Here is a 13291-nt window from a genome sequence, read left to right on the forward strand (position 1 = left end):
GACACTTTTGAAAGGGCTGGAAGCCTTAGAAATCCCGCTCTCATCACTGGAGCGCACCATGCGACTAGATGCCGAGTATTTCGCGCATGAACATGTTCGCGTCGCCGCACAACTTGCAAAACTCAGTACAGAACCAATTACTGATCTCGCCGGTGTCTCCGATGGCAATCACTTCTCTGTCAGCGCAGACTTCGTAGACGAAGGCATACCTTACTATCGAGGACAAGACGTTGCATCGCATTTTTTTGTCGAGCAAGCAAGTCCCAATCTCATATCAAATGAAAGTTTCAAGCGTCCATACATGACGCGCTCGCATCTAAAGCGAGGTGATGTTTTGCTTTCTATTGTTGGAACAATTGGCAAAGCAAGCATCGTTTCAGAAGAGGCTGATGCCACATGCAGTTGCAAACTTGCAATACTGCGACCGCGCAAAGTGAAACCAGAATACTTAGCGGCTTTTTTGCGAACTAGTCAAGGTAACAGTCAAATCCGGCGCAATACACGAGGGGCCGTGCAGATGGGACTCTTGCTTGCTGACATGGATCAAATTCAAGTCCCTCGCCTCAGCGAAAAATTCGAGTCAGCGATTTCTTCAATTGTCGTGCGCTCGAAAGATAGTATTCTCGACGCCGCCGCAACCGTGGAGAAATCATCTGACACGCTTATGAATGCACTTGGACTTGAGAATTGGAATGCCCCTGAACCTCTTTCCTATGCCTGCAATCTCTCGTTCGCATTTTCCTCAGCCAGATTGGACGCGGAATTTCAACAACCCAAATACCAAGCGATATTTGAGGAGCTTTCCGCTAGATTCGACGTAGAGCTGCTTGGAAAACTAGGTGCCGTCCTGAAAGGATTTACGGTTCCGTACACTGAAGGCGGGCAAGTTCCGATTATTCGCTCGGGCGACCTATCTGATCTTGACGATGAATCCCGTTTTCTTCGAGCAGCTCCGGACGAAGCGATATTTGAACTCCAGCGTGGAGATGTACTTATTTCATGTATCGGATTCGGCTCGATAGGAAAAGTGCAGGTATTCGACAAACCGGGACGCTATGGTACGGTAAGCGAAGTAACTGTAATTCGACAAAATAAAATAAATCCTTATTACCTCGCTGCATTTTTCCGTTCGAAACCTGGACAAATGCAAATCGAACGCTACATTACTGGTGCAACCGGCCAACTACATCTTTACGCAAAGGATGTGGCAAAATTTTGGATTCCGATCCTTCCGAACGCTGAACAGGTTGAATTTGAGCGAATTGAAAAATCAGTCAGCACTTCAATAATGCGTTCCGCAGAGCTACTTGAGGTTGCGACTAGAGCCATCGAAATCGCAATCGAAACTGACGAATCGCAAGCAAATAAATTCATCAAGGCTAGCTAATGAGCGGAGATTTTTACAAAGAGTGGCGGGCCAATGCTGAGATCGATTATTTTCCGCAATTGGTGATCTTGTGGCTCTCCACGAATTCATGGTATCGCTCACACTATTCGGAGATCTCGACGAAAAGTGATCGTGATTTCCTGAATAAACTTCGGGAAGATCACAGCACCAGAAACAAGCTCTTCGCGCGATTCAATAAGGTCTTGCAAGCCGAGGGAACAAAGGGCCGCGCAGATCTCATCAATCATATTGAAGGTCTTTTCTTCGCCTTGAATACGGCGGTGTTACTTTGGAATGAAGAACAAGCCAACAGTGCGATTACCTACACCAACTGTTTATTGACATCAAATCCAAAGACTTACGGCAGCTTGATTGTTAAACCGCAGGTTCCAGGTATTGTCATTGGCGATGCACTCCGGCTTACCGATGATAAATCGGTATTATTTAATGGATTTCTTGAGATAATTTATCAAGTCCGATGCCAGCTCGTACATGGGCAAATGGAACCTAATCGCGAGAACCACGACGTAGTGAAGCACTGCTATTTCTTGCTGCGCGAACTGATGAGTTTCTAGTTCAGTCTTGGATAGGGTCGGAGGAAATCGTCTACCGCCCGACCAATGAAAAGCGCTCTAGGCCTGCTCACTTTCGCTGTGCCGATTGCAGCGGCATTGGCGACGAGTCTTTTTCGGCCATCTCGCGCATGTTCGGCATGGACACGTCCGGCAGACGGGCCTTGATGTAGATCTCCGTGGTCGTGACGCTCTCGTGACCAAGCAGGTGCTGGATGCGCTCAATCGGCGTCCCGGAGCGAAACATATCCGTTGCGCCCTTCCCCTTCAGATCGTACATGCCGAAGTCGGTCAGCTTCTCCTTACGGACATAGCGCCCGAACATAGCGACCAGACCGGAATACGTATATTTCTTTCCGACACGCGTATGCACAAACGTCGGCCACACGGTCTTGGCGCTCAGGTGCTCATCGACCAGCTTCTCCAGGTCGCCCGCAAGAATAATGTCCACGGTCTTTCCGGTCTTTCCTTGCTGGATGCGCAAGACGCGGATCTCACGGCCCTCGTGCTCGATGCGCTTGATGCTTGCAGGCCCGGCCTTGATGAGATCCTCCGGACGCTGGCATGTCCGGTATATGAGCGTCATCATGCGCTGCACGGACGGTTCCGCGCATGCGTAGACCGCCTGGAATTCGCGATCCTCGATCATCCTCTCTCGGCGCTTTTCGGCGTTGCGCTTTACGCCCTTGCACGGGTTGAAATCGACCATGCCTTTTTCCATCGCCTTCGTGTACACATGCGATAGCAACGCCTTCTCGCGGTTCGCCCGCACTGGCGCATCCTGGCCGCGCTCGTCGCGATAGGTGGCAACATGGTGCGGCTTGAGCTGCGAATACGGGATATGCCCCAGCCCCTTCTTCAGGTACTCGGCCTCCTTCTTATTGTCGGCATAGGTGCGCGGTGCCTTTTTCGGCGCGACGTTGATGAGATACCAGTCGATCAGCGCGCTTACGGTGCCGAGATCGGTTACTGGCTTCACAATGGACGCCCAGATACGCATTGCTTCGCCGTAGTCCTTCCCGAGCGGGATACGCTTACCCTCACGCGGATGGTAGCGATACGAGCCGTGGTGAAGATAGACCCTTGGCGGCAAATCATGCTTGTCGAAAATTTCTCTGCGTCGGCCCATGGGAAGCTAGTTACTTGATAGATTTTTTTCGGAGTGCGTCGGCGTTGACGCTCCATTCGTGACTGATTCCGTGACCGCAGACCTCTCCTGTCACCTCGTCGGCATCGAGCACCATCTTTCGCTCGAAGTAGGCGCGTGCCACCTTGGGCGATCAGTTCCGACCGACCTCGTAGAGCCAGCGCCGATCCTTCAGCCATCGGATCTGCGCCATCGGCTGCGTTCTGTCCGTTAGATCGGTAAGTTCTTCGTGTGTGAGTGTGAGCATGTGCAGTTCGTTAATTCATATTTTTACGAAGTATATCCGCAAAGATAATAATTGCAAAAGAAAATTCGCAAAAACATGAAGTCCCACCGTAAAATTGCGAGTTGACTTTGATGAGAAGTTGCTATAATGGAATTCTATGGACTACAACGAATTTCAACGACATATCGGAAAGGCTGGCCTGAAGCTCAATGAGTTCGCGAGCCTTATGCAAATGACGCCTACGGCATTGAGCAATTACCGCAAGAAAGACCTGGTTCCTGTGCACTTGGCGATCATTGCCGTGTTGTTGGGCGAGCTGGCCGATAACGGCCTTGATTTCCGAACTGCTCTCGGAAAGATCGATATAGCGCCCAAAAAAGCGCGGGGAGCGAGGATCGATAAGGTCGGCGAAGACAAGAAAGATTAGCCATCTGCTGCACAGCCAGAGTGACGAAATACGCTGTATGAGAAGTTCCAAACTAGCCTACTCATTACTGATCGGATTTCCATGTCTAAGTCGTTATCGGAATTTAAGAGATTCATTGGCAAATCCCTGCCGACTCTTTCGGATCACGAGAAAAAACTGGCAAGGCTCATCCTGGATAACTTCCCCAAAGTGGAAGTGGCGGGAACGGCTGGAGGGAGACGCGGAAAGCTAATCGCCCAGCTTATTGCGGCTGCGGGCGATGCAGCCTCCAGCGACTTGAATGTCGAGGCTGACGCCGCGCAAGACGAACAGGGAAAGATCGTTCGCCTTTCCAGTATCAAAGTTCAAAACTTCCGTGGGTTCTCAACAGAGCACACCCTTGAATTCAAGAACCCTTACACATTCGTGTACGGCCCGAACGGCACAGGAAAATCGAGCCTTTGCGAGGCCTTAGAATACGGTCTGCTGGGTTCCATCAATGAAGCTGAAGCAAAGCGCATCGATGTGGCCGCGTACATAAGAAACTCCATAACCGGCAAGTCGAACCGCCCGGTCTTGCTTGGAACGACCGCCGATGGCAAACTAGGCGTGCCTGTCACCGCAGACTCCAAGGCATACGAATTTTGCTTTATCGAAAAAAACCGCATCGACGGATTCGCGCGTGTTGCCGCCAACACTGCCACGACAAAGCAGGCAAGGCTGGCATCGCTGTTTGGGTTGGAAGAGTTCAATGCCTTCTCCACGCAATTCAACGACCACTTTGACAACTACCTCGATTGCACCGGAAAGAAGACGAAGGAATTGTCCGACAAAGAGAAGCAAATCCAAGGGCACAAAGCTATTCTGCTCCAGATTCCGCAGAAGGAAAAAGACGCCAAGGCGAAGCAGGACGCACTTCTCTTGAAATATGGCACCTGCAAAACCCTGGAAGAGATCAAAGCTCATATTTCCGGGCTGGATGGGAACGGCGGCCTGACGAAAACGAACAACACCGAAATCGGGAGATTGACCAATCTCAAGCTCGTCGTCGATCCCGGAGTATCAGAAATCCTCTCCGATGCAAAAGAGCTGGTTGAGCTAATTGAAGAGCGCCGAGCAGCAGGCCAGTTCCTCGCGGCCTACAAAGACCAGCTTTCCCTTGGCGAGCTGTACACGGCAGTGCTGAACAACCGCGAAAAATACGAGCACAATTGCCCGGCATGTGAATCGACTATATATCAAGACGGACAACTCGCGGTGCCGAAAGATCCCTATGCGAATGCCGAAGAGAAGCTGAAGCAGTTTGAAGTGGCGCTAAAGAAGGAAGTACGAATCAAGGAAATTACGGAGCTGCTTAAATCTCGCTGGGTTCCTTTGAACGTAAAGATTTCCAATATCTCCCCTGTCGCCGTCGCCATCGCCTTCGCGCAGACTCCAGAGATAGATACCCTTCGCGATGCGGGCGCAGCGGTCGAAAATACAAGAACGCTGGAACCGGCAATGAATCAGTTCATCGCACAGGCCGAGCTATTGAATGCGTTAAAGCTTGCGATCACTACATACAACCAGCAAATCGAAAAATCAAAAACTGAGATCAAGAAGCTCGAAGACAAAAACGCCCTCTTGGCCAAAGATCTGGAGGAAGTAGTCACAGTGAGCACTACTGTCGCGGCAAATGTTACAAGCGCGGCGGCCGCAAATCTCGCCATTGAAAAATTCAAGGCGGAGAACGAGGAATTGATAAAGCTGGTAGAGCAAGAGAAGCCCGTCATTGCTCGAAATATGCAGTACCTGGTGGCATACGAGAGCTTCCGCGAAAAGCTCCTGAACTACAACAGCAATCTCCCCGTTGCGCTGGCCGCAGACCTAAACGAGAAGACGCTGAAGTTCTACAACGCGATCAACAAGAACGACCACCCGTCAGACCGCTTGAAGTCGCTCACATTGCCGACTTCGCCGGACAAGAAGATCGACATTGAATTTGAAATGGGGCAAAAGTGCGATGCCTTGCAAATCCTCAGCGAAGGCCACATACGCTGCCTCGGCCTGGCGATCCTGCTTTCGAAAATTGTGCGTGATGATCTGCCGTTCCTTATCTTTGACGATGTAGTGAATTCCATCGACGACGAGCACAGGAGCGGAATCGTGGATCTCATCTTGGGCGATGACGAAATCAAGAACCGCCAGCTCATTATTACGACTCACGGCGAAGACTTTATGAAACGCCTGGAGCATGCAATTCCAAAGAACGAATACAAGACCAAGATCACACGAATCGACTTTCTTACTCCGGAGGAATCCAAGAAAATTGTTGTGAAACTGGAGTCACCGCGTCACTACTTGGTTATTGCTGAGCAGAGCTATAAAGATGGAAAAATGCATGAATGCCTTGGATATCTGAGAAAATCGTTTGAAGAGATACTTCACCGAATTTGGAAAAAACTCGGCGACAAAAATTTTAATGCACTCATCAGCGTTGGGATGCGAGGCCCAAAAAGCGCCCCTGATTTGAGCAGCATCGCAAACGGGTTGCAAGCGTTCTTATCCAAGCCCGAAGTCTCAATTTATAAGAACGTTATTCCGATACTGGACACGATGATCGCGAAGCACAAGACTCACGCGATAGAATGGAGCCAGCTGAACAAGGGCGCTCACGAGGAAGACAAAGCTGAAGAGTTCGACAAAGCAATCGTCAAAGAAATTTTTGACCTCATGGTGCAAATTGAAGATGCAGTGAAAAATGGTGGAACAGTTACGCCTGTTCCGGCACCTGTCCTTGCCGTCGTCGCGCAAGAAAAATAACGTCAAGGATGCCAACGTGAATATCGACACCTTCAGTTCGCGCCTCCTGGAGGCAGTTACGACCGGAACTATCTTTCAAAATCCAGGCGGCGGCACATCTGAAGTGCTGTCTATCCGAAATGACAAGGTACGCTACAAGCGCGGCGATTCGACTATTACCATTTCCATCGAAGATCTCTTCAGCGCATTCGCTGCGTTTCGTGGCAAGGAAATGTCGTCGTCGGAGCTGAAGGCTTTTTCGCCTTCAGTATTCGATTCCGAGGCGAGGCCAGCAGGGCATAATTGCAACGCGACCTTTCTGTTTCTCGTCCTGCTGCGAATGGCAGTCGTAACCGAAATCAAAGGCCAAGGTGTTCGCGGAGAGCCATTCTTTGTCATGATTCCATAGAAATTCATAGGACGAAAAAATTCCGCAGGCTTCGGCGCTGCGGATTTTTTCTTATGGAGCGCTCTTCCAACGCCAGTTGGTATTGGCGCTTATCTGAAAGCCCTTTCCGGTTCGCACGTTGACGTAGATGGCGTTGCCATTTATCGAATGGAGATTGTCGTATATTGCGTCTCTGACGTGTTGCCAATGCGTGCTCGAACGCGGAGCCAGTGCCACTGTTGTCTTCGTTTGAAGAGTCGTTACTCTACCAAGTTTGCGCAGCGCTTTCAGCATCGTCCTGGAATCTGCCGGGGTCGGATTGTCCCAAGAAACAAAGTAATGCCAGCCGTGAATTTCTGAAATTAACATCGAAAATCCTTAATAGTGAGGTTTGTGAATCCGCTAAAACTGGATTTTTTTGTGCCCCTTGCATTGAAACAAAGCAATTGATTATACCTGCCGTTTCCGCTCCAAATATCCGGCCATCTCATCATCCGGCCGCTGACAATAACCAGCGCTGTACGCGATATTTCTGTGGCCGAGCTGCTTCTGTACTACTGAGACGCCACCGCGCTAGTTCATCAGGTAGCTGTTGCTGAGATGATTAAGAAGAGACAAAATAGTATACTGCTGTAAATGTTCTCGTGCCCATTTTTAGATGATGAGCGATCACGCCGCAAATTCATCGAAAGAATTTCAACAGCTTTATTTTCACCTTAGGAAAATCAATGCCAAACATGTGGATGATACGAGGCGAAGGTGGCCGACTATATGACGATTTCAGAGATAGAAACGTAGCGGCTATAGGATGGTCGAAGCTTGCCGCCCTTGCGACCCCAGGAATGAGCAAGAAGCAGCTTACCGAGCTTTATCACGAGGTTGAACCAGACGTTCGGCGTGGAACTGCGATTTCCGGCGCAGCTCAGGTATGGAGATTTATTAATGAGATCGAGGTAGGCGATTGGATCGTCACGTACTCTCCAGCCAACCGCACGTACCTGGTTGGAAAGGTTACGGGGCCATACGAATACAAGCCTGAGTGGACGCAGGATGACATGCCGCTCGTTCGCCCCGTTCAATGGCAGCCGAATGAGGTGCAGCGCGATTCCCTCGGCACCACGAGCAAGAATACACTGGGTGCAACGCTAACGGTGTTTCTAATCCCTCAAGCTGCAATGCTGGAACTGCTGTCGAACGCGAATGGCGACGTTACGCTAAAAGCTGCGAATATCGAAATTGAAGATGCTGAACCGGAAGCAAATCCTTTGGCAGGACTTGAAGCCCTTGCAATCGAACGAATCAAAGACCTAGTCGGGGCGCTTGATTGGGCAGAGATGCAGGAGCTAGTTGCGGGTCTCTTACGTGCCATGGGATACAAGACGCAAGTTTCGCCGGCTGGGCCTGATCGGGGCAAGGATATTATCGCGTCGCCTGACGGATTTGGTTTCGAAAACCCTCGAATTATTGTTGAGGTAAAGCATCGAAGCGGACAAATCGGCACACAACAAATCCGTAGTTTTTTGGGCGGACGGCATAAAGATGATCGAGGCCTGTATGTAAGCACTGGCGGCTTCTCAAAAGAGGCGCACTATGAAGCCGAGCGAGCAAGCGTGCCATTAACTCTATGGACGCTTGATAATCTTGTTCGAGCGCTAATCGAAAATTACGAGCTGACGGACTCAGAAACAAAACGACTCGTTCCATTGAAAAAGACCTATCTCCCGGCTTGACCCATGGCAGAAAAATGAACTAGCGCAAATTTGACCCGACTGGCAATGCCGGGGCAAATTTGCGCTAGTAGACGACAAAGATTGGCAAGACAATGAGCAAAGACACTTTCGCCTACGCACAGTTTACGATGCAAACGGGTCATAGACCGGTGTCTGCATTTTCAGAAATCCTTGAGCATCTGTGCAGCTCATTGGCCTCAAAACTCGACGAGATTGAAAGCGAGTCTGGGTCAACTAGACGCCGTGGATTGGAAATGGCTCTTTCGGATACGACAATTCTCATGACCTACTCACTTCTTGAGGGATTCTTTTTTGAAGAGTACAAGTATTATCTTGAAAAAGATCCGCCACGGAACAATAAACTTGAAATGACAATCGAAGATTTGCTCATTCACTTACGCATATCGAATGAGAAAATCAGTCGCGAAGCAGCTTTGATATCTGCTCTTCGAGCCGCCAGAAACGCCGTAGCCCACAGAAATGGAGCGCTCAAGGAGGATGAGAAAGTCGAAATAGAAAATCAATTTGGCGCCGGTATATCTACTATAAACGGCTACCCTGTCGCAACCATTTCCACATTAATAGAAATGACCGACAAAGCGGAATTGCTAATCTCAGAGTACAGTCATGCGGCGGTGCAGAGTGCGATACGGGCTCAAGCTGACAATGAGCTTCAATGCCGAGTGTTGGAGCAATAGATGAATGCAGTAAGGGTAGTATTCGATTCGAACATATTTGCGATCAATAGCTTCGAGGCCTTGGAACGAAGTGCTTTGAGGCGACTGTTTGCAAGCGGGAGAATTTTGCCGATCTATGGACACGTATTCATTGAAGAAACCATGCGTGCCTATGGCGCTGATGGAAAAAGGGAGCTTCTGGTGAACAGATGGCTTCCCTTTATCATGGCTACCTGCAATAGCATATGCAATGACTTCAATAGCATATTCCACGAGGAGCTTGTGCGCGGTCGCGGCCTGCATGCGCGCCAGTTCATGTCGCGGAGAAACCATGATCGAGTCAAGGAGCAACTGCCAAAAATACCCTTAGACGGTACTTGGCACGCGTGGCATGCTTCAAGAGCAGAGCGGGATATTGAGGACGAAAAGCGAGCAGCTCAGCGGCAAATATCCAAGGAGATTCGTGCCGAAGTCCTAGATTGGAAGAGAACGATTCAATATCAGCCAACAAAACACGGAACGCCGAATCTCAATCGCTACATCCAAATCGAAATTGACAACGCTGGCCGCGATTTCATCGACGTTCTTGTAAAGTCAAGAAATACAAGGGCAATTGCTGATAGATGGAGTCGCAACAAAGACTTCTATCCCTATTTCACCGAATTCGTTCGTGGCATGCTGTACATGGCTTTTTATTCCTCGACAAAACCCAATGCACCCATAGACCTAAATGCTCAAGCTGATCTCAACGTAATGGCGCATCTTCTGCATGGCGATATTCTTGTGACAAACGAACTCGGCTTTCTTCGAACGGCGTTTCTGGATCTTTGGAAACCCAAAGGCAAGGTACTAATGACCGGTGAGCAATTTATGAATTATCTGAATAAATTTTGATGACTCCATATCCGCTAAGGTGTATGGCAAAAAGCCGTCGGCCGTCTGACGCCAGGTATCAGTTGGAGTCTGGGCTTCCATAAATTACTTAACCTCATTTCCCAGCTTCGTATCTCGGAACTGTTTTCGTTTCTAAATATAGTGCCATCTCATCATCCGTTCGCTGACAATATCCGGCACTGTATGCAATGTTCCGGTGGCCGAGTTGCTTCTGTACTGCCGTAATGCCGCCGCGCTCGTTCATGAGGTATCCGACATGATGCCGGAAGCGATGAGGGTGAACACCGCCTACTTGGGCATGGTCGGCGATCTTCGCAACCACGTAGGACAGCGTTCGTGTGGACATTCGCCCCTTGCGCGAATCGTCGCGCTTACCAGTGCAAGTTGGACAGTTTGCAAGCGACGTTTTCCATTCAGCGGAAATCGGAAAACGTGCATTTGCGGAGTTGAAGGAAAATGAGGCTACGAGCAAGGACCCGATTGTAGAGGTCGGATTCGACCTTGGCGAACAATACGAATTTCGTGACCAAGAGGGTCGGGCCGCGTGGCCAAAGAAAATCACCGTAGTTATGGGCTACAAATCCAATTACCGATCACTGGACATGAAACAAGTAACATACGACGATCAAGAATTGGCCGTCGGGGGGTTCTTTGACAAATCTGCTGGTCATTCCGTGCATGTGGCCTTCAATGCAGCCCAAGGCGAGCTTATCGGAACAGTAGAAGTGAGCGAAGAATTCATCGCTGGCACTGCAACCGCGAAGTCCAAAAAAATCTTGAGCTCAAGAAAATAATATCCCCCGATCCCACTGCAATTTCATACCAGAATTGGGGAATATCCGATGATGAAAATCATTTTTCCGGGGCGAATGTGCGCGGAGAATACCAAAAAATATTCCCCACTTTTTTTGGGAAGTGCCTGTGTGGAAGCGACGCATTTGCCTATGGCATCGAGGACTTTTAATCCGTTGGTCGCAGGTTCGAATCCCGCACGGCCTACCACCGAATTCGCAGGACTAAATCAAGGAGTTACGAGCAATCGTGACTCTTTTTTTTATGTCCGCTCCGATCTTGCCGCCGGCCGACGCCAGCCGCGCGGCAGTCTTGCGCTTGTCCGCCTCATCGGCAAGAACAAACACGCTCATCGAATTCTGCAGCGTCTGCGCCTGTTCCTGAAGGCTGGCCGAGGCCGCCGCCGTCTGCTCGACCAGCGCCGCGTTTTGCTGGGTCATGTCGTCCATCTGGGTAATCGCCTGGTTGACCTGCTCGATGCCGGCGCCCTGCTGGCCCGACGCGACCGCGATTTCCGACATGATGTCGGTAATCTTCCTGACGCTGCTGACGATTTCCCCCATCGCCAGGCCCGCCTCGTCGGCCAGGCGGTTGCCCACCTCCACCTTTTCGACGCTGGTGCCGATCAGCTCCTTGATTTCCTTGGCCGCGCCAGCCGAGCGCTGTGCCAGGTTGCGCACCTCGCTGGCGACGACCGCGAAGCCGCGGCCCTGTTCACCGGCGCGCGCCGCTTCCACCGCCGCGTTCAAGGCCAGGATATTGGTCTGGAAAGCGATGCCGTCGATGACGCCGATAATGTCGACGATCTTGCGCGAGCTGTCGTTGATTTCGCCCATGGTCTGCACCACCTGGGTGACCACCGAGCCGCCCTTGGTCGCCACGCTGGATGCGTTGATCACCAGCGCATTGGCCTGGCGCGCGTTGTCCGCGTTCTGCCTGACGGTGGAGGTCAGCTCCTCCATCGACGAGGCGGTTTCCTCCAGGTTGGAGGCCTGCGATTCGAGCCGCGCCGAGACATCGGCGTTGCCGCTGGCGATATCGCGCGTGGCCGCGCTGATGTTGTCGATGCCTGTGCGCACCCCGTTGACCAGGTCGCGCAGGCTGTCGTTCATTTCCTTCAGCGCGCGCAGCATTTGTCCGATTTCATTGGGCACCCCGACATCGAAATCATTGACCAGATTGCCGCGCGCGACGTTTTGCGCCACTTCGATGGCATTGTGCAGCGGAACGGTCACCGAGCGCGAAATGAGCATCGAGATATAGCAGGCCAGCGCCAGCAACCCGGCCATCGCCGCCAGCATGGTCCAGCGCGTCTTGTAGAACGCGGAGATTTTATCGGACAGGATGGTATCCAGCTCCTTGCTGGCCGCGGCGTTCAGCTTGAACTGCAGGTCGATCGCCTGGGTCGACAGGGCCACGTATTCCTCGGGCGAGTAGGTCAGCGTGTCGGCCTGGATAATTTGCGCCAGCGCCAGTGCGGTAATCTTGCTGGCCGCCTGCGCCGCCTCCTGCATGGCCGGCCCCAGCTTGGCCTGGAACTCGGGATTGGCCGAACCGGCTTTGTTGAACGCGGTCAGGGTCTGGTCGAGCCGGTCGCTGACGCGGGCCACGATGGACGACAGTTGCAGGCGGTCGTCGGCGGTGATGTCCTTCTTGGTCAGCAGGCCGGCACCTTTGGCGCGGGTCTTGCCCAACTCCTCGCTGAGGTAGGGCAGCTGGTAGAACATCGCCTGGATCAGCTGGTACGTATCCCGGTCGGGGTCGAGGCTCAGGCCGTAGTAGTCGCCGAGCAGGTCATTTACCTTGAGCAGCTTCGGTACCAGCGCGGTGTGCGCGGCATAGCTTTGCGGCACGGATATGCGTTGGCCGCTGACGTTACCTCGCAACGTCTCCCAATCGCGCCGGGCTGTTTCCCACGCGGCGTCAATATCCTTGTTGTGCAGGTTCTTGACGATGGCGTCGACCTCGGCGTACGCCGCGTCGGCCTCCTTCTGCTTGGCTTCGCGCTTGTCCTGCGCGGCGCTGACGCCGCCGAGCACCAGCGCCGCCAGGCCGCGGTGCTGCTGTGTCAGTTGGACCACTCTCAGGCCCGTCATGACGGCAGGCAGGCCCTGCTGCTCATCGAGATAGGCATCAAGCCCTTTGGCCGCCTCGCGCATGTACAGATAGGTTGGGATGACAGCGATGACCACCGCGATCAAGCTCAGGATCAAAAACTTGTGCCATAACTTCATGGGCGAACGCGCTGAATAGGTATCCATGCCAGTCCCCTCGTTGTCGTGCCTGTGCAG

General features: G+C 51.7%; 13 protein-coding genes. 9 read left to right on the forward strand and 4 right to left on the reverse strand.

Going from position 1 to position 13291, the window contains the following annotated elements:
- Positions 1–7 precede the first annotated feature (7 nt).
- Positions 8–1387, forward strand: a complete 1380-nt coding sequence (locus ACSQ3S_RS27445) for a restriction endonuclease subunit S (protein ID WP_436144337.1) — start codon at positions 8–10, stop codon at positions 1385–1387.
- Complete coding sequence (locus ACSQ3S_RS27450; RefSeq protein ID WP_436144338.1) at positions 1387–1962, forward strand: hypothetical protein; 576 nt, start codon at positions 1387–1389, stop codon at positions 1960–1962. Before ACSQ3S_RS27445 ends, ACSQ3S_RS27450 begins: the two co-directional genes overlap by 1 nt.
- Before the next feature lie 67 nt (positions 1963–2029).
- Here ACSQ3S_RS27450 and ACSQ3S_RS27455 read toward each other — a convergent pair whose 3' ends face one another.
- Entirely contained in the window at positions 2030–3088 is a 1059-nt protein-coding gene (locus tag ACSQ3S_RS27455; protein ID WP_436144339.1) for a tyrosine-type recombinase/integrase, read from the reverse strand.
- 151 nt (positions 3089–3239) lie between these two features.
- Complete coding sequence (locus ACSQ3S_RS27460) at positions 3240–3353, reverse strand: DUF4224 domain-containing protein (RefSeq protein WP_436144340.1); 114 nt, start codon at positions 3351–3353, stop codon at positions 3240–3242.
- A gap of 136 nt (positions 3354–3489) precedes the next feature.
- On the opposite strand from ACSQ3S_RS27460, the gene ACSQ3S_RS27465 reads away from it, so the two are divergent.
- The 6 genes from ACSQ3S_RS27465 to ACSQ3S_RS27490 all read left to right on the forward strand — a co-directional run bounded on the left by ACSQ3S_RS27465 (position 3490) and on the right by ACSQ3S_RS27490 (position 10208).
- The gene (locus tag ACSQ3S_RS27465; RefSeq protein WP_436144341.1) at positions 3490–3759 is read left to right on the forward strand and encodes an XRE family transcriptional regulator; all 270 of its coding nucleotides are present in this window, start codon (positions 3490–3492) and stop codon (positions 3757–3759) included.
- Between the two features lie 81 nt (positions 3760–3840).
- Positions 3841–6540: an AAA family ATPase gene (locus ACSQ3S_RS27470; RefSeq protein WP_436144342.1), complete on the forward strand. Its 2700-nt coding sequence runs from the start codon at positions 3841–3843 to the stop codon at positions 6538–6540.
- A 16-nt stretch (positions 6541–6556) separates the two neighbouring features.
- Positions 6557–6928: a hypothetical protein gene (locus tag ACSQ3S_RS27475; RefSeq protein WP_436144343.1), complete on the forward strand. Its 372-nt coding sequence runs from the start codon at positions 6557–6559 to the stop codon at positions 6926–6928.
- A gap of 821 nt (positions 6929–7749) precedes the next feature.
- A complete protein-coding gene (locus ACSQ3S_RS27480) occupies positions 7750–8637 on the forward strand; it encodes a restriction endonuclease (RefSeq protein ID WP_436144344.1) in 888 nt (295 codons plus the stop codon).
- 92 nt (positions 8638–8729) lie between these two features.
- A complete protein-coding gene (locus tag ACSQ3S_RS27485; protein WP_436144345.1) occupies positions 8730–9335 on the forward strand; it encodes a hypothetical protein in 606 nt (201 codons plus the stop codon).
- A complete protein-coding gene (locus tag ACSQ3S_RS27490; protein WP_436144346.1) occupies positions 9336–10208 on the forward strand; it encodes a hypothetical protein in 873 nt (290 codons plus the stop codon).
- Between the two features lie 94 nt (positions 10209–10302).
- Here ACSQ3S_RS27490 and ACSQ3S_RS27495 read toward each other — a convergent pair whose 3' ends face one another.
- The gene (locus ACSQ3S_RS27495) at positions 10303–10554 is read right to left on the reverse strand and encodes a tyrosine-type recombinase/integrase (protein ID WP_436144347.1); all 252 of its coding nucleotides are present in this window, start codon (positions 10552–10554) and stop codon (positions 10303–10305) included.
- Between ACSQ3S_RS27495 and ACSQ3S_RS27500 the strand changes: the two genes are divergently transcribed.
- Positions 10547–11002: a hypothetical protein gene (locus tag ACSQ3S_RS27500; protein ID WP_436144348.1), complete on the forward strand. Its 456-nt coding sequence runs from the start codon at positions 10547–10549 to the stop codon at positions 11000–11002. The two genes, ACSQ3S_RS27495 and ACSQ3S_RS27500, sit on opposite strands and share 8 nt — an antisense overlap.
- 222 nt (positions 11003–11224) lie before the next feature.
- Here ACSQ3S_RS27500 and ACSQ3S_RS27505 read toward each other — a convergent pair whose 3' ends face one another.
- Entirely contained in the window at positions 11225–13261 is a 2037-nt protein-coding gene (locus ACSQ3S_RS27505) for a methyl-accepting chemotaxis protein (RefSeq protein WP_436144349.1), read from the reverse strand.
- Positions 13262–13291: the final 30 nt, after the last annotated feature.

This window comes from Duganella sp. LjRoot269, assembly GCF_964254095.1.
GTDB classification, from domain to species: Bacteria; Pseudomonadota; Gammaproteobacteria; order Burkholderiales; family Burkholderiaceae_D; genus Rugamonas; species Rugamonas hordei.

Bases quoted from the DNA above. Each gene is read 5' to 3' on its own strand.
- ACSQ3S_RS27505 (WP_436144349.1), bottom strand. From the start codon at position 13,261: ATGGATACCTATTCAGCGCGTTCGCCCATGAAGTTATGGCACAAGTTT.
- ACSQ3S_RS27470 (WP_436144342.1), top strand. From the start codon at position 3,841: ATGTCTAAGTCGTTATCGGAATTTAAGAGATTCATTGGCAAATCCCTG.
- ACSQ3S_RS27485 (WP_436144345.1), top strand. From the start codon at position 8,730: ATGAGCAAAGACACTTTCGCCTACGCACAGTTTACGATGCAAACGGGT.
- ACSQ3S_RS27465 (WP_436144341.1), top strand. From the start codon at position 3,490: ATGGACTACAACGAATTTCAACGACATATCGGAAAGGCTGGCCTGAAG.
- ACSQ3S_RS27490 (WP_436144346.1), top strand. From the start codon at position 9,336: ATGAATGCAGTAAGGGTAGTATTCGATTCGAACATATTTGCGATCAAT.
- ACSQ3S_RS27495 (WP_436144347.1), bottom strand. From the start codon at position 10,554: ATGTCCACACGAACGCTGTCCTACGTGGTTGCGAAGATCGCCGACCAT.
- ACSQ3S_RS27455 (WP_436144339.1), bottom strand. From the start codon at position 3,088: ATGGGCCGACGCAGAGAAATTTTCGACAAGCATGATTTGCCGCCAAGG.
- ACSQ3S_RS27480 (WP_436144344.1), top strand. From the start codon at position 7,750: ATGAGCAAGAAGCAGCTTACCGAGCTTTATCACGAGGTTGAACCAGAC.
- ACSQ3S_RS27460 (WP_436144340.1), bottom strand. From the start codon at position 3,353: ATGCTCACACTCACACACGAAGAACTTACCGATCTAACGGACAGAACG.
- ACSQ3S_RS27450 (WP_436144338.1), top strand. From the start codon at position 1,387: ATGAGCGGAGATTTTTACAAAGAGTGGCGGGCCAATGCTGAGATCGAT.